23 protein-coding genes are annotated in these 21172 nt (G+C 60.3%); 11 read left to right on the forward strand and 12 right to left on the reverse strand.

The features are described from left to right. Positions 1 to 27 precede the first annotated feature (27 nt). The 4 genes from grxC to cysE all read left to right on the forward strand — a co-directional run bounded on the left by grxC (position 28) and on the right by cysE (position 2748). Positions 28 to 276: a glutaredoxin 3 gene (gene grxC, locus AC4PR2_RS16000; protein ID WP_004931142.1), complete on the forward strand. Its 249-nt coding sequence runs from the start codon at positions 28 to 30 to the stop codon at positions 274 to 276. Between the two features lie 57 nt (positions 277 to 333). Continuing rightward, positions 334 to 804, forward strand: coding sequence for a protein-export chaperone SecB (gene secB, locus AC4PR2_RS16005; RefSeq protein ID WP_025304678.1), 471 nt, complete (start codon positions 334 to 336; stop codon positions 802 to 804). Beyond that, a complete protein-coding gene (gpsA, locus tag AC4PR2_RS16010; protein ID WP_038872626.1) occupies positions 804 to 1823 on the forward strand; it encodes an NAD(P)H-dependent glycerol-3-phosphate dehydrogenase in 1020 nt (339 codons plus the stop codon). The genes secB and gpsA overlap by 1 nt, the downstream gene beginning before the upstream one ends. Positions 1824 to 1926: 103 nt before the next feature. Then, positions 1927 to 2748: a serine O-acetyltransferase gene (gene cysE, locus AC4PR2_RS16015; protein ID WP_004931135.1), complete on the forward strand. Its 822-nt coding sequence runs from the start codon at positions 1927 to 1929 to the stop codon at positions 2746 to 2748. Positions 2749 to 2809: 61 nt separating this feature from the next. Here the strand turns inward: cysE and AC4PR2_RS16020 are convergent, their stop codons facing one another. The 5 genes from AC4PR2_RS16020 to cpxR all read right to left on the reverse strand — a co-directional run bounded on the left by AC4PR2_RS16020 (position 2810) and on the right by cpxR (position 7016). Further along, positions 2810 to 3481, reverse strand: coding sequence for a DUF3313 family protein (locus AC4PR2_RS16020; RefSeq protein WP_197803987.1), 672 nt, complete (start codon positions 3479 to 3481; stop codon positions 2810 to 2812). A 104-nt stretch (positions 3482 to 3585) separates the two neighbouring features. Next, on the reverse strand, positions 3586 to 4359 hold the full coding sequence (locus AC4PR2_RS16025; protein ID WP_197803988.1) for a CHAD domain-containing protein: 774 nt from the start codon (positions 4357 to 4359) through the stop codon (positions 3586 to 3588). 50 nt (positions 4360 to 4409) lie between these two features. Then, positions 4410 to 4883: a tRNA (uridine(34)/cytosine(34)/5-carboxymethylaminomethyluridine(34)-2'-O)-methyltransferase TrmL gene (gene trmL / locus AC4PR2_RS16030; protein ID WP_004931130.1), complete on the reverse strand. Its 474-nt coding sequence runs from the start codon at positions 4881 to 4883 to the stop codon at positions 4410 to 4412. Between the two features lie 43 nt (positions 4884 to 4926). Beyond that, a complete protein-coding gene (cpxA, locus tag AC4PR2_RS16035; protein WP_048232185.1) occupies positions 4927 to 6321 on the reverse strand; it encodes an envelope stress sensor histidine kinase CpxA in 1395 nt (464 codons plus the stop codon). Next, positions 6318 to 7016: an envelope stress response regulator transcription factor CpxR gene (gene cpxR / locus AC4PR2_RS16040; RefSeq protein WP_004931124.1), complete on the reverse strand. Its 699-nt coding sequence runs from the start codon at positions 7014 to 7016 to the stop codon at positions 6318 to 6320. The genes cpxA and cpxR overlap by 4 nt, the downstream gene beginning before the upstream one ends. 148 nt (positions 7017 to 7164) lie before the next feature. Here cpxR and cpxP point away from each other — a divergent pair, with 148 nt between their 5' ends. The 4 genes from cpxP to AC4PR2_RS16060 all read left to right on the forward strand — a co-directional run bounded on the left by cpxP (position 7165) and on the right by AC4PR2_RS16060 (position 11049). Beyond that, positions 7165 to 7644 carry a cell-envelope stress modulator CpxP gene (cpxP, locus tag AC4PR2_RS16045; protein WP_004931122.1) on the forward strand — a complete coding sequence of 160 codons (480 nt, stop codon included), beginning with the start codon at positions 7165 to 7167 and terminating at the stop codon, positions 7642 to 7644. A gap of 132 nt (positions 7645 to 7776) precedes the next feature. Continuing rightward, positions 7777 to 8679 (forward strand): CDF family cation-efflux transporter FieF, encoded by a 903-nt coding sequence (gene fieF / locus AC4PR2_RS16050; RefSeq protein ID WP_443014788.1) that lies wholly within the window; start codon positions 7777 to 7779, stop codon positions 8677 to 8679. A gap of 231 nt (positions 8680 to 8910) precedes the next feature. Then, positions 8911 to 9873: a 6-phosphofructokinase gene (gene pfkA / locus AC4PR2_RS16055; protein WP_004931116.1), complete on the forward strand. Its 963-nt coding sequence runs from the start codon at positions 8911 to 8913 to the stop codon at positions 9871 to 9873. A gap of 186 nt (positions 9874 to 10059) precedes the next feature. Further along, a complete protein-coding gene (locus AC4PR2_RS16060; protein ID WP_060424973.1) occupies positions 10060 to 11049 on the forward strand; it encodes a sulfate ABC transporter substrate-binding protein in 990 nt (329 codons plus the stop codon). 65 nt (positions 11050 to 11114) lie between these two features. Here the strand turns inward: AC4PR2_RS16060 and tpiA are convergent, their stop codons facing one another. Next, complete coding sequence (gene tpiA, locus AC4PR2_RS16065; RefSeq protein ID WP_004931113.1) at positions 11115 to 11882, reverse strand: triose-phosphate isomerase; 768 nt, start codon at positions 11880 to 11882, stop codon at positions 11115 to 11117. Positions 11883 to 12009: 127 nt separating this feature from the next. Next, positions 12010 to 12594 (reverse strand): DUF1454 family protein, encoded by a 585-nt coding sequence (locus AC4PR2_RS16070; RefSeq protein ID WP_047729614.1) that lies wholly within the window; start codon positions 12592 to 12594, stop codon positions 12010 to 12012. Between the two features lie 199 nt (positions 12595 to 12793). Between AC4PR2_RS16070 and AC4PR2_RS16075 the strand changes: the two genes are divergently transcribed. Beyond that, a complete protein-coding gene (locus AC4PR2_RS16075) occupies positions 12794 to 13213 on the forward strand; it encodes a DUF805 domain-containing protein (RefSeq protein WP_019452229.1) in 420 nt (139 codons plus the stop codon). Between the two features lie 11 nt (positions 13214 to 13224). Here the strand turns inward: AC4PR2_RS16075 and fpr are convergent, their stop codons facing one another. Together fpr and AC4PR2_RS16085 are read right to left on the reverse strand one after the other, a co-directional pair. Then, positions 13225 to 13971, reverse strand: coding sequence for a ferredoxin--NADP(+) reductase (gene fpr / locus AC4PR2_RS16080; RefSeq protein ID WP_047729616.1), 747 nt, complete (start codon positions 13969 to 13971; stop codon positions 13225 to 13227). A 3-nt stretch (positions 13972 to 13974) separates the two neighbouring features. After that, a complete protein-coding gene (locus tag AC4PR2_RS16085) occupies positions 13975 to 14586 on the reverse strand; it encodes a helix-turn-helix transcriptional regulator (protein WP_047729617.1) in 612 nt (203 codons plus the stop codon). A 297-nt stretch (positions 14587 to 14883) separates the two neighbouring features. Between AC4PR2_RS16085 and emrD the strand changes: the two genes are divergently transcribed. Then, positions 14884 to 16068 carry a multidrug efflux MFS transporter EmrD gene (emrD, locus tag AC4PR2_RS16090; RefSeq protein WP_004931102.1) on the forward strand — a complete coding sequence of 395 codons (1185 nt, stop codon included), beginning with the start codon at positions 14884 to 14886 and terminating at the stop codon, positions 16066 to 16068. A gap of 134 nt (positions 16069 to 16202) precedes the next feature. Continuing rightward, positions 16203 to 17177, forward strand: coding sequence for a dicarboxylate transporter/tellurite-resistance protein TehA (gene tehA / locus AC4PR2_RS16095; protein ID WP_060424970.1), 975 nt, complete (start codon positions 16203 to 16205; stop codon positions 17175 to 17177). Positions 17178 to 17217: 40 nt separating this feature from the next. Here the strand turns inward: tehA and glpX are convergent, their stop codons facing one another. The 3 genes from glpX to AC4PR2_RS16110 form a co-directional block, all read right to left on the reverse strand. Next, positions 17218 to 18228 carry a class II fructose-bisphosphatase gene (glpX, locus tag AC4PR2_RS16100; RefSeq protein ID WP_060441465.1) on the reverse strand — a complete coding sequence of 337 codons (1011 nt, stop codon included), beginning with the start codon at positions 18226 to 18228 and terminating at the stop codon, positions 17218 to 17220. Positions 18229 to 18356: 128 nt separating this feature from the next. Beyond that, positions 18357 to 19865: a glycerol kinase GlpK gene (glpK, locus tag AC4PR2_RS16105; RefSeq protein WP_019452234.1), complete on the reverse strand. Its 1509-nt coding sequence runs from the start codon at positions 19863 to 19865 to the stop codon at positions 18357 to 18359. Between the two features lie 42 nt (positions 19866 to 19907). Further along, positions 19908 to 20753, reverse strand: coding sequence for an MIP/aquaporin family protein (locus AC4PR2_RS16110; protein ID WP_038872721.1), 846 nt, complete (start codon positions 20751 to 20753; stop codon positions 19908 to 19910). Positions 20754 to 21172: the final 419 nt, after the last annotated feature.

Consider the following 21172-nt stretch of genomic DNA (forward strand, 5'->3'; position numbering starts at 1 on the left):
CGTTTAACCTATTTGAGGTGGCAATCCATGGCTAACATTGATATCTACACCAAAGCGACCTGTCCGTTCTGCCACCGCGCCAAGGCGCTGTTGAACAGCAAGGGCGCGGCGTTTAACGAGATCGCCATCGACGGCGATAACGCCAAGCGCGAAGTGATGATCGAGCGCAGCGGGCGCACCACGGTGCCGCAGATTTTCATCGATGGCCGGCATATCGGCGGCTGCGATGATTTATATGAACTCGATGCTCGCGGCGGCCTGGATCCGCTGCTTTAAGCAGCTTGCCGGTTCACCGAGTGTCAATAAGGACGTTTAACCAAGGGTATTACTCACATGTCAGAACAAAACAGCACCGAAATGGCTTTCCAGATCCAACGTATTTATACCAAGGACATCTCCTTCGAAGCGCCGAACGCGCCGCAGGTTTTCCAGCAGGAATGGCAGCCGGAAGTTAAACTTGATCTGGATACCGCGTCCAGCCAGCTGGCTGACGAAGTGTATGAAGTGGTACTGCGCGTAACCGTGACGGCGAGCCTGGGCGAAGAAACTGCGTTCCTGTGCGAAGTGCAACAGGCGGGCATCTTCTCGGTAGCAGGCATCGAAGGCACGCAGCTGGCGCATTGCCTGGGTGCATACTGCCCGAACATCCTGTTCCCGTATGCGCGCGAGTGCATCACCAGCCTGGTTTCCCGCGGTACATTCCCGCAGCTGAACCTGGCACCGGTCAACTTTGACGCGCTGTTCATGAACTATCTGCAGCAGCAGGCGGAAGGCGAAGGTGCCGCACCACATCAGGATGCCTGATGAACACCGTCAATGCTTCAATGACTGTCATCGGTGCCGGCTCGTACGGCACCGCATTGGCCATTACGCTGGCGCGTAACGGCCACTCCGTGGTGCTGTGGGGGCACAACCCCGCGCAAATTCAAACGTTGCAGCAAGATCGCTGCAATCAGGCGTTTCTGCCCGACGTTCCCTTCCCCGACACCCTGCTGCTTGAAGCCGATTTGGCGCGTGCGCTGGCGGCCAGCCGCGACGTGCTGGTGGTGGTGCCGAGCCACGTGTTCGGCGACGTGCTGCGCCAGCTGAAGCCGCATCTGCGCCCGGACGCCCGCATCGTGTGGGCCACCAAGGGGCTGGAAGCGGAAACCGGCCGGTTGCTGCAGGACGTGGCGCGTGAGGCGTTGGGCGAGACGATCCCGCTGGCGGTGCTCTCCGGGCCGACGTTCGCCAAAGAGCTGGCCGCCGGTTTGCCAACGGCGATCGCGCTGGCGGCGACCGATGCGCAGTTCGCCGACGATCTGCAACAGCTGCTGCACTGCGGCAAGAGCTTCCGCGTCTACAGCAATCCCGACTTCATCGGCGTGCAGCTTGGCGGCGCGGTGAAGAACGTGATCGCCATCGGCGCCGGCATGTCCGACGGCATCGGTTTCGGCGCCAACGCCCGCACCGCGTTGATTACACGCGGGCTGGCGGAAATGAGCCGTCTGGGTTCTGCGCTGGGCGCCGATCCTTCGACGTTCATGGGCATGGCGGGGCTGGGGGATCTGGTGCTAACCTGCACGGACAACCAATCGCGCAACCGCCGCTTCGGCATTATGCTGGGGCAGGGCAAAGGCGTGCAGGAAGCGCAGGACAGCATCGGCCAGGTGGTCGAGGGCTATCGCAATACCAAAGAGGTGTTGGCGCTGGCGCAGCGGCACGGCGTGGAAATGCCGATCACCGAACAGATTTATCAGGTGCTTTACTGCCATAAAGACGCCCGCGAAGCGGCGCTGAGCCTGCTGGGGCGAGCCCGAAAGGACGAAAAACCCAGCGCGTGACATAAAACGATATGCCGGGGCAGCGTGCTGACCCCGCAAATGACCTGGGCCGCTTCGCGCTACCGTGTGAAGCGGCCCGTTTGGCAAGGCAGAGGGGAATGTGATGTCGTCAGAAGAGTTGGAGCAGGTCTGGAACAGCATTAAATCAGAAGCGCGAGCACTGGCTGATTGTGAACCGATGCTGGCCAGCTTTTTCCATGCGACGTTGCTCAAGCACGAGAACCTGGGCAGCGCGCTCAGCTATATGCTGGCCAACAAGCTGGCGACGCCGATCATGCCCGCCATCGCGGTGCGCGAGGTGGTGGAAGAGGCCTACAAGTCAGACAACCAGATGATCGTTTCGGCGGCGCGCGATATCCTCGCGGTGCGGCTGCGTGACCCGGCGGTCGATAAATATTCCACGCCACTGCTCTACCTGAAAGGGTTCCATGCGCTGCAGGCTTACCGTATCGGTCACTGGCTGTGGCAGCAAGGGCGGCAAGCGCTGGCTATCTACCTGCAAAATCAAATTTCCGTCGCCTTCGGCGTGGATATCCATCCGGCGGCGACCATCGGCTGCGGCATCATGCTCGACCACGCCACCGGCATTGTGATCGGTGAAACAGCGGTGGTGGAGAACAACGTCTCTATCCTGCAGTCGGTCACCCTGGGCGGTACCGGTAAAACCAGCGGCGACCGTCACCCGAAAATTCGCGAAGGGGTGATGATTGGCGCCGGCGCCAAAATTCTCGGTAATATCGAAGTGGGCAAGGGCGCGAAGATCGGTGCGGGTTCGGTAGTCTTGCAGGCGATACCGCCGCACACCACCGCCGCCGGCGTACCGGCGCGCATCGTCGGGCGTCCAGAGAGCGATACGCCGTCGATGGATATGGATCAATACTTCAACGGCACCAATCACGGCTTTGAGTACGGCGACGGCATTTGAGTGCCGTCTGCGCAGCCATTCAGGGGGAGCTTCGGCTCCCCCTGTGTTTTTCCGGCGGCGGTCAGCCCTGTTTCGGGAAGTTGGTGATATCGGTAACGATGTCGTCGATCGCCGCCTTGACGTCATCCGCCGTGACCGGCGTGCTGTTGTTGTTGACGGTTTTGCCGTAAGCCTTGCGTACCACTTCCATCACCGTTTTACCGGTGTCCTGATCGATCAGCTCGCCTTCGATATACAGCGCGGTATTTTGCGTCCGGTGCCCGGTCGCCGCCATGGTGCTGGCAACGACCGCCGCGACCGGTACCACCTCATAGAACTTCATGTCTTCGTTTTCGGCGGAAACGGCGGTGATGGCGAGTTTGGCTACTAACACACGTGAGCCTGCCGGGCTGGGCAGAATGGTGAAGCGGTTCTGCAGCGCGGCTTTAATCCGCTGGGTCGCATACGCCTTGATTTTGTTCAGCGTGTCCTGGCTGACGCGCGTGGTCGGTTTTTCCGCCGGGAAATAGACCACCGGTTGGAAATAGAGGCCGCGGTAGTTGGATTCCTTGTAGTTTGGATCTATCCAGCGCAGCGTTTTATGGCCGCTTGGCGAGGTGGTTTCCTGCAGTTTGCTGTAATCGGACAAGAAGCCCGAATATTGAGACGTTTGGGTGACTTTGGACGAACAGCCCGCCAGCAACAAGCCCGCTGCCAGAACCGCCATGGCAACGCTCAAGCGTTGTTTCTTCATATGGTTTCCTATGATGAGTGGTGATTACCCTTACAAAACATAGCGCATTATCTGTGCCTCATCGGGCATTTTCGGGGCCGGGTGTGCCCTGCCGCGGCCTTTTTTCAGGAGCGTGATGCGCCGCCGGTTTTCGCCGCCAGCGCCGGTGATAAGGCGGCGAGTAGGGTATCCGCTCTGGCCAGCGCCTGGTGTTGCTCAACTTGCCATAGGGGCAACAACGGCCAGAGATCCGCCTGATGCTCGGCCTGCAGGCACCAGACCTCCCGATCGTGCCAGTCGCCGAGGGCGTTTTGCGCCGCTTTGAGGCCCGCCGTCGCTTCGGCAGAGAGGGGAAGGCGTTGCGGATAGGCTTCGGCGGCGTAACGCAGGCGTTTTATCAGCAGCCGCAGACGGTGGCGATCGTAGCCGGTATCGGCCAATGCCCGGCGCAGCTGCCGCTGCTGGCGCTGTAGGCGCCGGTTCAGGCGGTATTTGGCGGTGCGTCGCGCGGTGCGGCGGAAGCGGCGCGGCCAGGCGTGCAACAGCAAGGGAAAGTCGATGAGCTGCGGATGGGCGAGCAGTTGACGGCAGCGAGCCTGAAGATCGCTCCGGCGCACGTTGGCCTGCCAATCGAGGCGATGGCGTGCCAGTTCGGCGATCAGCACCTCGAGATCGCGCAGCGGCGTCGTGAGCCGCCCTAACTCGGCGGCGGCCCGATCGAGCCGGGTTGCGCCGGGGCAGCCGCGCAACGGACGCAGCAGGTTGCGAATGCGGCGCAGGCAGACGCGCAAGTCGTGCAGCGCTTCGGTGTCTTGCGCCTGTTGCAGCCGCAGCAGCGCCTCGTTCAGCGCCGGTTCGAGCCGGCGAAGCTGGGTGACAATATCTGCGACGAAAGCCATATGCCGTGCCTGGAGAGGTTAACCCTTTCAGTATGGCGCGTCGTCGCGGATTATGCCTTGATCAGCGCGCCGGCATAGTCCAGCTGCCGCCAGGCCTCATACACCACCACCGATACGGCATTCGACAGGTTCATGCTGCGGCTTTGCGCCTGCATCGGGATGCGGATTTTTTGCTGCGCAGGCAGCGCATCGAGGATGTCGGCGGGCAACCCGCGCGTTTCCGGGCCGAACAGCAGGTAGTCGCCGGCCTGGTAGCTGACGGCACTGTGCGCCGGCGTGCCCTTGGTGGTGAGGGCAAACAGCCGCTGCGGGTTTTCGGCGGCCAGAAAGGCGGCGTAATCGGCATGGCGGCTGACGCGGGTGAACTCATGGTAGTCCAACCCGGCGCGGCGCAGGCGCTTGTCGTCCCACGGGAATCCCAGCGGTTCGATCAGGTGCAGGTTAAAGCCGGTATTGGCACACAGGCGGATGATATTGCCGGTGTTGGGTGGAATTTCGGGTTCAAATAAAACGATGTTCAGCATGTTGCAGGCCCCTCGTGAACGAGGGGCGCAGGATAGCAAACTCTTACTGTTCTGTCTTAGTCGATAGACGTTGATGATGCAGCGGCAGCCACAGCACCAGCCGCAGGCCGCCAAGCGGGCTGTCTTCGGCCTTCACCCAGCCGCGATGCTGGTTGACCGCCGCTTCGACGATCGCCAAGCCGAGGCCGGTGCCGCCGGATTCGCGGTCGCGCGCTTCATCGGTGCGGTAGAACGGACGGAAGATCTGCTCGCGATCTTCGGCGCTGACGCCGGGGCCGTCGTCGTCAACCTGGATGGTCACGCCCTGATTGTCGGCGCTGAACGCCACGGCAATGCGGGTGTGCGAATAACGCAGGGCGTTGCGCACGATGTTTTCCAACGCGCTATCCAGCGCACTCGCGTTGCCGAACAGCGTCCACGGGCCGGGCGGCGCGGTGATCTCCAACTGCTTGCCCATCTGTTCCGCTTCGAAACGGGCGTTGTCCAGCACGTCGGCCCACAGGTCGTTGGCCTTCAGCTGCTCGCGCGCCAGCTCGCCTTTTTGCTGCCCGCGCGACAGCGCCAGCAGATCGTTGATCATCGAATCCAGCCGCTGCGCTTCGGTTTCGATGCGCGCCAGCTCGTGGCCTTCACCATGGCGGCGACGCATCAACGCGGTGGCCAGCTGCAGGCGCGTCAGCGGCGTGCGCAGCTCGTGCGAGATGTCCGAGATCAGCCGTTGCTGCGCGTTCATCATGCGCTCTAGCGCGCTGACCATCTGGTTGAAGCTGGCGCCGGTGGCCAGAAACTCCTGCGGGCCGGCCTCCAGTTCCGGATGCTGCTTCAGGTTGCCACGCGCCACGTCATCGGCGGCGTTCTTCAGCTTGCGTGCCGGTTTCGCCAGGCTCCAGGCCAGCCACAGCAGCAGCGGGGCGCTGATCAGCATGGTGACGATCAGCAGCAGCAGCGGCCGGTCGAACATCAGGTTGATGAAATCGGATTGCGGGCTGTTGGCGGGGCGGATCAGGTACAGCTGGTAGTTGTCTTCGCCGTCGCGTACCGCGAACGGCCCGACCAGTTCGACGCGTCCGTACTTTTTCTTCTTCGGATGATCTGAATTATCGGATTGGCCGATGAAGTTGCGGACGATCTGCATTTCATTGCGCTGCGCGCCGATCACCCGGCCTTCGCTGGTGACCAGCAGCAGGCGTTGGCCCGGCGGCGCCCATTTGTCGATGGCGCGGAACAGGCGGCGCCACCACATCAGATCGTTGGCCGGATCGTTTTGCAACTCGGCCTCGACGTGCTGTTCCAGCATCAACCCCTGCCGCTGCTCGCTGTCGAGCAGCGAGGTCATTTGGCGGGAGTCGAGCTTGGGCACCATCAGCACCAACATTAGCACCAGGGCTAACGTGAACCAGAAAATGGCGAAGATGCGTGCCGTCAAACTGTTGATCATGTTGCAGATACCATCAAATAACCCCGCCCGCGCAGGGTTTTGAACCACGGATGCCCGTCTTTGCGATCCGGCAGCTTACGCCGCAGGTTGGAAATGTGCATGTCGATGGCGCGATCGAACGGGGTCAGGCGTTTGCCCAGCACTTCCTGGCTCAGCAGTTCGCGCGACACCACCTGGCCGAGATGCTGCGCCAGCAGGTAAAGCAGGGTGAATTCGGTGCCGGTCAGATCCAGTACCTGACCGTCGAAGCTGGCCTCCTGGCGGCCGGGGTTGAGCTGCAGGCCATCGACATCCAGCGTCGGGGCGCCGCTGTCGACCTGCTGCTGCTGTTCGCTCCAGTTGGAACGGCGCAGAATGGCGCGAATGCGCGCGACCAGTTCGCGATCGTTGAAGGGTTTCGGCAGGTAATCATCGGCGCCCAGCTCCAGGCCCAGCACGCGGTCCAGTTCGCTGCCGCGCGCGGTCAGCATGATGACCGGCGTCTGGTGATGTTGGCGCAGTTCTTTCAGCGTATCGATACCGTTTTTCTTCGGCATCATGATGTCGAGCAGCAGCAGGTCGACGGAGCTGTCCAGCAGCGACAACGCCTGCTCGCCATCGTGCGCGACGACGATATTAAAACCTTCCATTTCAAGCAGTTCTTTTAACAGCGAGGTCAACTCGCGGTCGTCGTCAACTAACAGAATCTTGTTCATTATGATTTACCTCCAGACGCAAAATACGTCATCAACTGTTGCCATTCCATGACTTTACGTAGTTTTACATGCACTGACGCAGGTTTTCAGGTGTAGCGGTACACTGCTCCTCGTTGATTCGCAAAGTGAGAAAGCTTGAGGAGTTGAAATGCGTAAGGTGACCGCATTAGTTATGGCATCACTGCTGGCAATTGGTTCGACCGCTGCCTTCGCTGCCGACACTATACCGGACACAGCCCAACCTCCCGGCAACGACGCGATGACCCGAATACCCGGCCAGCACCATATGTTCGACGGTGTCAGCCTCAGCGAACAGCAGCGCCAGCAAATGCGCGATTTGATGCGCCAGGCCCGGCACGATCTGCCTGGTGTCAATGTAGCTGAAATGGAAGCCATGCATAAACTGGTGACCGCAGAGAAATTTGACGAAGCCGCCGTGTATGCCCAGGCGGAAAAGATGGCCCAACAGCAGGTCAAGCGCCAGGTCGAAATGGCCCGGGTGCGCAACCAAATGTATAACCTGCTGACGCCAGAGCAAAAAAGTGTTTTAGACCAGAAACATCAGCAGCGTATGCAGCAGATGGAGCAACAAATTTCTGGTTTGCAGCAAGCTTCTGCCCAGAAGTGAAGTACGACTGAGTAGTCCCCTGTTTTTCCTTGCCATAGACACCATCCCTGTCTTCCCCGCCATGATGGCGGGGTTTTTTTTATCCGACATTTCGCTATATTGAGCGCCACACCTTTTGACCGGGATCCCTTCATGGAACAGCGCTATGCACGCCTGGTAAAGTCCGCTGCGTTGGCCGCTACCGCGCTGGCGTCGTCGCTGCTGTTGATCAAAATCGTCGCCTGGTACCACACCGGTTCGGTCAGCCTGCTGGCGGCGCTGGTGGATTCGCTGGTCGATATTGCCGCCTCGCTGACCAACCTTCTGGTGGTGCGCTATTCGCTGCAGCCGGCCGATGCCGAGCACACCTTTGGCCACGGCAAAGCGGAATCGCTGGCGGCGCTGGCGCAAAGCATGTTTATTTCCGGCTCCGCCCTGTTTCTGTTCCTCACCGGCTTCCAGCATTTGTATGCGCCGCAAACGCTGCGCGATCCCGGCGTCGGGATCGTCGTGATGGTGATCGCGTTGATCAGCACCCTGATTCTGGTCACCTATCAACGTTGGGTGGTCAGAAAAACGCGCAGCCAGGCGGTGCGCGCAGATATGCTGCATTATCAGTCAGATGTCATGATGAATGGTGCTATTCTTATCGCTCTTGGGCTAAGCTGGTACGGCTTCCAGCGGGCGGACGCGCTGTTCGCGCTGGGCATCGGCGTTTACATCCTGTATAGCGCGCTGCGCATGGGCTACGAAGCTGTGCAGTCGCTGCTGGATCGGGCGTTGCCGGATGACGAACGCCAGGCGATTATCGAGGTGGTTTCCTCCTGGCCCGGGGTGAAAGGCGCGCACGATCTGCGCACGCGGCAGTCGGGGCCGACGCGTTTCATCCAGCTGCATCTGGAGATGGAAGACACGCTGCCGCTGCGTGAGGCGCATCGGTTGGCCGATCAGGTGGAACAGGCGTTGCGGCACCGTTTTGCGGGGGCGGACGTCATCATTCACCTGGATCCGTGCTCCGTGGTGCCACCGGGTAGGCAGGGGCATTGGGAGCTATAATCAGATAGAGGCATAGATCGAAGTATTATCATGAATATCTGAGTTAGCTCAGCGTGCCATGCGGTGTTTTTACCGTTATATTGCGTGACTTGAATCAATTCAGCTGGGTGTTTTTGATATAATATCCAGCAATAAGCCGTAAAGCTGGTTTTCTGCAGCCGGAGAGGTTTCAAGACGATCGGCGGAGACAGAATTCTTAAGAAATTGCATCTACACAGTTCAGAGGTAGTCATGATCAAGAAAATCGGTGTACTGACGAGCGGCGGTGATTCGCCGGGTATGAACGCTGCAATCCGCGGCGTTGTGCGTTCTGCGCTTTCAGAAGGTCTGGAAGTTTTTGGTATTTACGATGGCTACCTTGGCTTGTACGAAGATCGCATGGAGCAGCTGGACCGCTATAGCGTGTCCGACATGATCAACCGCGGCGGCACCTTCCTTGGCTCGGCCCGCTTCCCGGAGTTCAGGGATGAAAACGTGCGCGCCAAGGCGATTGAAAACCTGAAGAATCGCGGCATCGACGCGCTGGTGGTGATCGGCGGCGACGGTTCCTACATGGGCGCCAAACGCCTGACGGAAGAAGGCTTCCCGTGCATCGGCCTGCCGGGCACCATCGATAACGACGTTGCCGGCACCGACTACACCATCGGTTACTTCACTGCGCTGGAAACCGTGGTGGAAGCGATTGACCGCCTGCGCGATACCTCCTCTTCGCACCAGCGTATCTCCATCGTGGAAGTGATGGGCCGTTACTGCGGCGATCTGACGCTGGCGGCGGCGATTGCCGGCGGTTGCGAATTCATCGTGCTGCCTGAAATCGAATTCAACCGCGAAGACCTGGTGTGCGAAATCAAGGCCGGTATCGCCAAGGGTAAAAAACACGCCATCGTGGCGATCACCGAGCACATCTGCGATATCGATGAGCTGGCGCGCCACATCGAGCAGGAAACCAAGCGTGAAACTCGCGCTACCGTGTTGGGCCACATTCAACGCGGCGGTTCGCCGGTTGCCTACGACCGCATCCTGGCCTCGCGCATGGGCGCCTACGCCATCGAGCTGCTGCTGCAGGGTTACGGCGGCCGCTGCGTCGGTATCCAGAACGAAAAAATGGTGCATCACGACATCATCGACGCGATCGAAAACATGAAGCGTCCGTTCAAGGGTGACTGGCTGGAAACGGCGAAAAAACTGTACTGATATGCCGCTCACCGCACGACAAAAAAGCCTCCGCTCGCGGGGGCTTTTTTATGCCCGTCGGCGATATATTCCGGAATCATCTATCCCAAAATTTTTTATTCTTTAATTGCCGGGAAAGTTTCTGGCAGGCTCTGATGCTAAATCAACCGATTGAGGTTGCGCTTAATTTTCTGGGAGAGCCTGTCGATGCGTAAATGGGGTGTTGGTCTGACATTGGTGCTGTTGGCGTCCGGCGCCATGGCGAAGGATATTCAACTGCTGAACGTGTCATACGATCCGACGCGTGAGTTCTATCAGGCTTACAACACGGCATTCAGCAAGCACTATCAGGCGGAAACCGGCGACAAGGTGACGGTGCGCCAGTCGCATGGCGGCTCCGGCAAACAGGCGACCTCGGTGATCAACGGCATCGAGGCCGACGTGGTGACGCTGGCGTTGGCCTATGACGTCGACGCCATCGCCGAACGCGGGCGTATCGAGAAAGACTGGATCAAACGCCTGCCGGACAACTCGGCGCCTTACACCTCGACCATCGTCTTCCTGGTGCGCAAAGGCAACCCGAAACAGATTCACGATTGGCCCGATCTGCTCAAACCGGGCGTGTCGGTGATCACCCCGAACCCGAAAACCTCCGGTGGCGCCCGCTGGAACTACCTGGCCGCCTGGGGCTACGCGTTGCACCACAACAACAACGATAAGGCCAAGGCGCAGGACTTCGTCAAAAACCTGTACAAGAACGTCGAAGTGTTAGATTCCGGCGCGCGCGGCGCGACCAACACCTTTGTTGAGCGCGGTATCGGCGATGTGCTGATCGCCTGGGAAAACGAAGCGTTGTTGGCGGAGAAAGAACTGGGCAAAGACAAGTTCGAGATTATCACCCCGAGTGAATCGATCCTGGCCGAACCGACGGTGTCGGTAGTGGATAAGGTGGTCGATAAACGCGGTACCCGCAACGTGGCGACCGCCTACCTGAAGTATCTGTATTCGCCGGAAGGGCAGACCATCGCGGCACAGCACTATTACCGTCCGCGCGATGCGGCGGTGGCGGCCAAGTTTGCCGGGCAGTTCCCGCAGCTGAAGCTGTTTACCGTGGATGACACCTTCGGCGGCTGGACCGAAGCGCAGAAGGTGCACTTCGCCACCGGCGGCGTGTTCGACGAGATAAGCAAACGCTGATGCCGTCTGAGCGGCAATAAAAAACCCCGGCAAGCCGGGGTTTTTTTATGGCAAGCCTAAGGTAATCAGGCTTTTTTCGCTGCGGCAGCGGCTTTGACGATCACGGCGAAAGCGTCGGCTTTCAGCGAAGCGCCGCCAACCAGCGCGCCGTCGATGTCCGGCTGAGAGAACAGCTCTGCGGCGTTCTTGTCGTTCACCGAACCGCCGTACTGGATGATGATTTCAGCGGCAACCGCGGCATCGTGTTTGGCGATGTGGTCACGGATAAATTTGTGCACGGCCTGCGCCTGCGCAGGGGTAGCGGACTTGCCGGTACCGATGGCCCAGACCGGCTCATAGGCGATCACGGTGCCTTTCATCGCCGGTGCGCCCAGCGTTTTCAGCACGGCGTCGATCTGGCGCGCACACACTTCTTCAGTTTTGCCCGCAGCGTTTTCCGCTTCGGTTTCACCGATGCACAGTACCGGGATCAGGCCGGCTTCTTTCAGCACGGCGAATTTCTCGGCGATGACTTCGTCGCTCTCTTTGTGGTAGGTGCGACGCTCGGAGTGGCCGATGATGATGTACTGGGCGCCGACGTCTTTCAGCATGTTGGCGGAAACTTCACCGGTGAAGGCGCCGGACAGGTTAACGTCCACGTTCTGCGCGCCCAGCGCGATGCGGCTGCCGGCCAGCGCGTGCTTGGCCTGATCCAGATACATCACCGGCGGGGCGATGGCGACGCCACAGCCGTCAACGCTGCTCAGCTCATTGCGCAGGCCGGCGATCAGTTCGTTGACCATGTGGGTGCTGCCGTTAAGCTTCCAGTTACCCATAACTAATGGATGACGCATGTTTTTTCCTCCAACTAGAAAACGCGAGAGTCGAAATGACAACTGCCGGACCGGCAGTTTACCTGCCCAACAGTATAGAGATCATTAAGCGCGAAGGCTTTGCTTTTCGTCATTAAATGCCGCGCCGTTACGGCTCGGAAAGCGCCAGCTTAATCGGTTCAACCGCGAAGGTTACGCCTTTATCGCCGTTGTCCGAGACGACATAGCGAATGGCGCCGACCTGCTGTTGGTAAAAGCGCGACCCTTTGCCTTTTTCCAGCAGGCTGTTCACCTTGTTCTGGCTCTGTTCCACCGTCAACGCCGGTTCGAACTGGCGCATCAGCGCCGCCATGTAGCTGATGGCGATGGCGCGCGCGGCTTTTTCTTCATTGGCCTGCTGCAGCGGCAGGTGAGTGATCTGCAACGTTTTGATTTTACCGGTGCCTTTCTCCAGCGCGGTGGAGGCGTACAGGTTTTCGTTGAGTTTGCTGGCGGCGCGCGTCAGCAGCGGCGAATCGTCTTCGGCGGCGGGAATGGCGCGGAATTCGCCAATCGGCAGCTTCGGGTTATCGCGGTTGTATTTTTCGCGGAATTTGACCACCGTCAGATCGAACGTCGGTGCCCCGGCCAGCAGGTAAGGTGCGGCGGGCGTCGCATCGGCGGGCGGCGGATCGGCCCAGGCGCTGGCGGCCACCTGCAGCAGGCAGGCGATGACGAGGGTTTTTCTCAGCATGGCGTATGGCATCAAGGACAAAGATGGCTCCGATTAAAGCGATAACCCGCGGGGCTTGTCAAAGATCCCACGCCATTATCGGTTCGCTGACGAGAAAGCTGTGCGGCGCACCGCGTTATGCGAGGCGGAAAACTCGGCCCGGCAGCGCCTATGTTACACTGCGGCGCAGAATATGGGCAGGCTTAGAGCGCAGGAATCGATGACGTTACAACAGTGGTGTTTTTCTTTTAAGGGCCGCATCGGGCGGCGCGACTTCTGGATTTGGATGGGGCTGTGGTTGGTGCTGATGGCGGCGGCGTTTACGCTGGCCAATTATCAGCTGGTCGCCATCCAATCCATCGCCTTCTTTATCGTGGCGCTGCTGTGGCCGACGGCGGCGGTGCTGGTCAAGCGCCTGCACGATCGCAACAAGGCCGGCTGGTGGGCGCTGCTGCTGATCCTGGCGTGGATGCTGGCGGCGGGGAACTGGCAGATGCTGGCGCCGATCTGGCAATGGGGCGTCGGGCGCTTCATTCCGACGCTGATTATCGTGATGATGATGATCGATCTGGGGGCCTTCGTCGGCACGCCGGGAGATAACCGGTTTGGCCCGGAAGCCGAACCGGTGAAGTTCCGCTGACCCTCGCCGGGTTACCAGTAGTGTTCGCTGGTGATGTGGCCCGGCTTGCGGCGCAGGTGCTTGCGCATCTGGCGGTGGTCTTTCAGCGTTTGCTGGGTGTCCCGCACCATTTGCGGGTTGCCGCACAGCATCACGTGGCTGGTTTCGGCGTCGATAGTCAAACCGATCGCCGCTTCCAGCCGGCCGTCCTCGATCAGCGCCGGTACGCGGCCGGTCAATGAGCCGGGCGCCTCTTCGCGGCTGACGACGGTCTGGATGCGCAGCTTGCCATTGTAGCGCTGCTGCAGTTGCTGCATCAGCGGCAGGTAGCTCAGGTCACGCGCAAAGCGCGCGGCGTGCACCAGCACCAGGTTGTTGAAGCGCTCCAGGCCGGCGCCCTGCTGCAGAATCGATAAATAGGGGCCGATGGCGGTGCCGGTCGCCAGCATCCACAGCGTATCGCAGTCGGGCACCTCGTCCAGCACGAAGAAGCCGGCCGCTTCTTTGGTTACCATCACGTCCGAGCCCGGCTGCAGCTGACTGAGGCGCGGGCTCAGCTTGCCTTCCGGCACGGTGACCAGATAGAACTCCAGATTGGCGTCGTCGGGGGCATTGACGTAGGAGTAGGCGCGTTGCACCCGTTCGCCGTCGATCTCCAGCGCCAGCTTGGCAAATTGCCCGGCGGTGAAAGGATCGATGGGGGCATTGACCACCAGGCTGAACAGCCCGTCGGTCCATTGTTTTACCTGCGTAACCTTGCCGTTTACCCATTCAGCCATACTCTAAAGCTCCCGTGGTCGAATCAAATAAGCACAATGTCGTGAGCCGGAAATGGCGTGCGCGGTGCGCTCTACCCGGTAGTCGTTGCCGAACAGGCGGTGAAACAGCTGCAGCTCGGAATTGCACAGGCTGCTGCAGCTGGAACCGGCCACGCCGATCGGGCAGTGGTTTTCCACCAACAGCGCGCCGTGCGGGTGGTCGAACAATTCGGCCATGTAACCGTCGTGTTGCCGCAGGCGCACCAGGCGGGCTAACCGGTCCTGATGGCTGCGCTCGGCGGACAGCTCTTCGGCATAACGCAGATAAAGCTGCTCTTCGCGCGCGTTGAGCAACGGCTCCACCCCGGCGCCGCCAAACAGCTGCAGCGCGGATGCCCGCAGCCGCTCCTGATCGGCGGCGGCAAAGGCGTGCCCTCGCTCGGTCAGCGACCAGTAGCGCGTCGGGCGGCCGACCTTGCTGCGCGCTTCTTCGTAACAAACCAACTCACGTTTTTCCAGGGATTGCAGATGTTGTCGGATGCCCATCGGCGTAATGTCCAGACGCTCCGCCAGCATTTTGGCCGAGTGCGGGCCGAGAGCCTTTAACTGCAATAAAATCAGCTCAGGTGTTTTCATGAACCAAATCCCTATGGTGTTATTTTATTTCAAGTTGATGAAAAGAATTATCGATTAAATGCTAAAGCGCGGCTACTGCAAGGGCGCTATTTTTAACTCCAAAGCGTTAGACGTACAGTTTAATTTACGAGCCTGGTCGGGTTTGCTGCCAGTGTGACCTGGATCAATATCTGCCTGAAACTCGCTAAAAAAATCAGATTTGATTAGTTTATGCCGCCATAGAGGGCTGCTCGCCGTTCTGGCTGCTGCAACGGCCATACCGGGACGCTGTGACGAGTTGAAACGTTAACGAAGATAATGAGAAAACTAGAGAATTTTCACCTGCTGGTGATGCTTATCCTGTTGGTCGCCGTCGGTCAGATGGCGCAAACCATTTATGTTCCCGTGATTGCTGATATCGCCCACGATCTGTCGGTTCGCACCGGCGCCGTGCAACGGGTGATGGCGGCGTATCTGCTGACCTACGGTTTCTCCCAGCTGATTTACGGTCCGATATCGGACCGTATCGGACGTCGTCCGGTGATCCTGACCGGCATGATGATCTTCCTGGTCGGTGCGCTGGGCGCGCTGCTGTCCACCAACCTGACGATGCTGGTCGCCGCCAGCGCGATTCAGGGCATGGGCACCGGCGTGGCGGGCGTGATGGCGCGCACCATGCCGCGCGATCTGTATGCCGGCACCGCGCTGCGCTACGCCAATAGCCTGTTGAACATGGGGATTCTGGTTAGCCCGCTACTGGCGCCGGTGATCGGCGGCGCATTGGCAATGGTGTTCGGCTGGCGCGCCTGTTATGCCTTCCTGTTGGCGCTGTGCGCCTGCGTCGCCTTCGCCATGTTTCGCTGGTTGCCGGAGACCCGCCCGGTGCAGACGGAAAAACGCCGCATGCTGGCCAGTTTTCGCCAGCTGCTGGGCGACAGCACCTTCAGCTGCTATCTGGTGATGCTGATCGGCGCGCTGGCGGGGATTGCGGTATTCGAGGCCAGCTGTGGCGTGTTGATGGGCGGCGTATTGGGGCTGAGCGGTCTGACCGTCAGCATCCTGTTCATTCTGCCGATCCCGGCGGCGTTTTTCGGCGCCTGGTACGCCGGGCGCGACGGCAAGACCTTCCACACGCTGATGTGGCATTCGGTGATTAGCTGCCTGCTGGCGGGGGCGATGATGTGGATCCCGGGCTGGTTCGGCGTGATGAACATCTGGACGCTGATCGTGCCGGCCGCGCTGTTCTTCTTCGGCGCCGGCATGCTGTTCCCGCTGGCGACCACCGGGGCGATGGAGCCGTTCCCTTACCTGGCCGGCGCGGCGGGCGCGTTGGTGGGCGGCATGCAGAACATGGGATCGGGGCTCGCGACCTGGCTTTCCGCCATGCTGCCGCAAACCGGGCAGTTCAGCCTCGGATTGCTGATGTTCGCGATGGCGCTGCTGATCCTGCTGTGCTGGTGGCCGCTGTCCAACCGGATGCAACATCAGGGGCATACCGCATAACCCTCTTCCTGAACCGGCGCAGGCCTTAGTCTTGCAAGACGACTAAGGTCCTGCCGCCGGTTTGACCCAGGTTATTACTGCGCTGAGGCGATCGGTATACACTTTACCGACAGTATTTTTCCGGGTTATTCGCTATGTCATCACTGCAGTGCATTCAACGTGTTCCCGTCGGCTTCTTTGGGATGGTTCTGGGGGTTTTCGGCCTCGGCAGCGCCTGGCGATACGCCGCCACGCTCGGCTATGGGCCCGGCTGGCTGGGTGAGTCGCTCATCTTTCTCGGCAGTGCTATCTGGCTGGCGTTGGCGCTGATCTATCTCTGCCGCTGCCTGATTGACCCACGCGCGGTGCGTGACGAGTTTCGCAGCAACACTCAGTTCAGTTTTATCAGCCTGCTTCCGGCAGGCGGCGTGTTGGTGTCCATCGGTCTGCACCCCTATAGCCTGCCGCTGGCGAATGGGCTGATGGTCGCGGGCTCCGTCGGCCAGCTCATCTTCTCGGCCTGGCGCTGTGCGCCGTTGTGGCGCGGCGAGTTCGCGTCGGAGGCCACGACGCCGGGATTCTACCTGCCGACGGTGGCCGCTAACTTTATCTGCGCGATGGCGTTTGGCACCGCCGGCCACCCTGATATCGGCATGATGTTTCTTGGCGCCGGTTTGATTTCATGGCTGACCCTCGAACCCGCCATCATCCACCGTCTGCGCACCAAGGCCGCGCTGCCGGCCGCCGCCCGCGGCGTTATCGGTATTCAGCTGGCTCCGGCCTTTGTCGCCTGCTACGCGTGGTTATGCGTCAATGGCAACGACTTCGATACGTTCGCCTTAATCCTGTTGGGCTACGGCCTGCTGCAGCTGTTTTTTATGTTCCGGTTGGTGCGTTGGTTTTTTGCCGGTGGCTTCAGCCCGGGCATGTGGGCTTTCTCGTTCGGCTTATCGGCGATGGCGAACGCGTCGCTGCGGTTGTTGCAGAGCCAGCGCGGGGCAGATATGCAAGTGCTGGCCTGGGGGCTGTTCGCGTTGGCTAACCTGCTGCTCGTCGGCCTGATGGTGAAGACGCTGTGGCTGCTGTTGCGTGGGAAACTGCTGCCCGCCAAAACGCCGGTGGCGGGATGAACCCGCCCTCAGCGGCTGCTGGGGGCGGTCTCTTGTCGGCTTACAGCAAAAACTCGTGCAGCGCCGGGTCTTTGCGATCCAGATAGTGGGTCGAACGGATGCGGCGGATGGTGCGCGACTTGCCGCGGATCAGCAGGGTTTCGGTCGTGGCCATGTTGCCCTGGCGGCTGATACCTTCCAGCAGATCGCCCTTGGTGATGCCGGTGGCGGAGAAGATCACGTTGTCGTTGCGCGCCATCTGGTCCATGCGCAGCACCTGACCGGCCTCGATACCCATTTCCCGGCAGCGTGCCAGTTCCTGTTCGCCGATGCGGCGGTTCTCGGCGCTGTCGCCTTTCACCTCATGGCGCGGCAGCAAACGCGCCTGCATGTCGCCGTCCAGCGCGCGGATCACCGCAGCTGAGATCACCCCTTCCGGCGCGCCGCCGATGCCATACATCACATCGACCTCGCTTTCCGGCATGCAGGTGAGAATGGAGGCCGCCACGTCGCCGTCAGGAATGGCGAACACCCGCACGCCCAGCTGCTGCATCTGCGCGATGACGCCGTCGTGGCGCGGTTTGGCCAAGACGATCACCGTCAGCTGCGACAGCGGTTTGCCCAGCCGTGCGGCGACGTTCTGCAGGTTCTCCGCCAGCGGCAGGTCGAGATCGATGGCGCCGCGCGCCGCCGGGCCGACCACCAGCTTCTCCATGTACATGTCCGGCGCGTGCAGGAAGGTGCCGCGATCGCCCACCGCCAATACCGCCAGCGCATTGGACTGGCCCATGGCGGTCATGCGGGTGCCTTCGATCGGATCGACCGCGATGTCGACCGCGTCGCCCTGGCCGGTGCCGACCTGTTCGCCGATATACAGCATCGGCGCTTCGTCGATCTCGCCTTCGCCGATCACGATGCGGCCATCGATATCCACTTTGTTGAGCATGATGCGCATGGCGTGGACCGCCGCGCCGTCGGCGGCGTTCTTGTCGCCGCGTCCCAGCCATTTGTAGCCCGCCAGCGCGGCGGCTTCGGTAACGCGGGAAAATTCGATGGCTAATTCACGTTTCATGGCAAACCTGTCTGTGAGAAAGGGAAGAAAATATCGGCAAAGTCTATCACAGCACGGTGGCGGCGGGGCGGGGCAAAAAAAAGCGCCGCCCGCAGGCAGCGCTTGTTGGAGAAACGGCAGCGTCGAGATTACTCGTGATCTTCCCATGCCTGAGCACGAGCCACCGCTTTTTTCCAGCCGCTGTAGCGGTAGTTGCGTTCGGTGGTTTCGATGCTTGGGCGGAATTCGCGCTCAATCACCGCTTTGCTCTTCACTTCATCCAGATCGTTCCAGTAGCCGATGGCCAGGCCCGCCAGGAACGCGGCACCCAGCGCCGTCGATTCACGCACCTCAGGGCGTTCTACGCGGGTGCCGAGGATATCGGACTGGAACTGCATCAGGAAGTTGTTGGCGACCGCGCCACCGTCCACGCGCAGCGATTGCAGGCGGGTGTTGGCGTCGGCCTGCATGGCGTCCAGCACGTCACGGGTCTGGAAGGCGATGGATTCCAGCGTGGCGCGGATGATGTGGTTGCTGTTGGCGCCACGGGTCAGGCCGAAGATGGCGCCGCGGGCATACGGATCCCAGTAAGGGGCGCCCAGGCCGGTAAAGGCCGGCACCACATAGACGCCGTTGCTGTCTTTCACCTTGGTGGCGAAGTATTCGGAGTCGGCGGCGTCGCTGATCAGTTTCAGCTCATCGCGCAGCCACTGGATAGACGCACCGCCGATGAACACCGCGCCTTCTAGCGCATAGTTCACTTCGCCGCGCGGGCCGCAGGCGATGGTGGTCAGCAGGCCATTTTTCGAGCGCACCGCTTCTTTGCCGGTGTTCATCAGCAGGAAGCAGCCGGTGCCGTAGGTGTTCTTCGCCATGCCCGGTTGAACGCACAGCTGGCCGTACAGCGCTGCCTGCTGGTCACCGGCGATACCGGCGATAGGAATACGCGTGCCGCCTTTACCGCCGATGTTGGTCTGGCCGTACACCTCGGAGGAAGGACGGACTTTCGGCAGCATGGCGCGCGGGATATCCAGCACTTCCAGCATGCGCTCATCCCAGTCCAGCTCGTGGATGTTGAACATCATGGTGCGTGAGGCGTTGGTGTAATCGGTAACGTGTACGCGGCCCTGGGTCATTTTCCACACCAGCCAGGTATCGACGGTGCCGAACAGCAGTTCGCCGCGCTTGGCGCGCTCGCGGGCGCCTTCGACGTTGTCCAGGATCCACTTCACCTTGGTGCCGGAGAAGTACGGGTCAACCACCAGGCCGGTGTTGTGACGGATGTACTCTTCCAGGCCGTCGCGCTTGAGCTTCTCGCAGATGTCGGCGGTGCGGCGGCACTGCCAGACGATGGCGTTGTAAATCGGCTTGCCGGTCTCTTTTTCCCAGACGATGGTGGTTTCGCGCTGGTTGGTGATGCCAATGCCGGCGATCTGATCGGAACTGATGTCGGCTTTCGCCAGCACTTCTACCAGCGTCGAGCTTTGCGACGCCCAGATCTCCATCGGGTCGTGCTCAACCCAGCCGGCCTTTGGATAGATCTGCGGGAATTCACGCTGCGATACCGCAACGATGTTGGCGTCGTGATCGAGCACGACGGCGCGTGAACTGGTGGTCCCTTGGTCGAGTGCGACAATGTATTTTTTTTCTACAGTCATGGTAATTATCCTGCTGTTGTTAACCGTGTAAAACTGCACCCATCACGCTTTGCGCTGCTGGGTCTTGGCATCAGGCTCTTCTTCCGTCACGCAGACGTCGCACGGCAGGTGGCGGCCAATCAGCGCACGGTAACCGAAAGCGCCCAGGCCACAGCCGACGATAGGGGCGAAGATCGGCACCAGGAAGTACGGGATGTCCCGTGCGCCGGTGAAGGCGACTTTGCCCCAGCCGGCCAGGTAGGCAAACAGTTTCGGCCCGAAGTCACGCGCCGGGTTCAACGCAAAGCCGGTCAATGGTCCCATGGAGGCGCCGATCACGGCAATCAGAATACCGATCAGCAGCGGGGCCAGCGGGCCGCGCGGAATGCCGTTGCCGTCGTCGGTCAGCGCCAGGATCAGGCACATCAGAATGGCGGCGATCACCGTTTCTACCAGGAAGGCCTGGCCGACGGAGATGTGCGCGTTAGGGTAAGTCGAGAAGATGCCCGCCAGTTCGAGGCTTTCGTTGCTGCCGCGCACCATGTGGTGAGCCGCTTCAAAGTCGAAGAACAGGTTGTAGTACAGCCCATAGACCAGGGCAGCGGCGCAGAAGGCACCGGCGACCTGTGCAATGATGTAAGGCACCACTTTGCGCCCGTCGAAGCAGGCGAACAGCCACAGAGCGAGGGTGACCGCAGGGTTGAGATGCGCGCCGGAAATGGCGGCGGTCAGATAGATGGCCATGGCGACGCCCAGGCCCCAAATGATGCTGATTTCCCACTGGCCGAAGCTGGCGCCCGCCAGTTTCAGCGCGGCAACGCAGCCTACGCCAAAGAAGATCAGCAGCGCCGTGCCGAGGAACTCGGCGATGCACTGGCCTTTTAATGTCGGACTGGTGGTTTGGCTCATAATGTTGTTGTCCTGCAAAACGGCGGTTGTTGGTTTATAGGCTCAGTTGGGTATACATCCGGCCTATGGGCACAGTTTTTTTCATCTCGTCCAATTATTGAATAAGGACGTGATGTAAATTTATCGTTAACGAACATAAACGAGAAATAGCGAAATCAAAATGTGTGTGGCGCGTCATAAAATTGAGCGATTTCGCGTCGTTTAGTGTTCTTTCTGAGCCATAAAAGTGTGATCTGACCAGTGGTTTGGCGAGGGTTGTTAACAACTCGCGGCGGTGGCGGCGGGGATTTTCAGTTTTTGCTGATGGCGGGGGCAGGAAAATTGCAACAGACTGCGCGATGATCCGGTATGTTGCTAGACAGGCGGAGACTGGCTACTTACAATCGTTTTTAACGAATCGAGACTGGCGCGCCTTCCGT

The sequence above is a fragment of the Serratia sp. A07 genome (genome assembly GCF_058725505.1).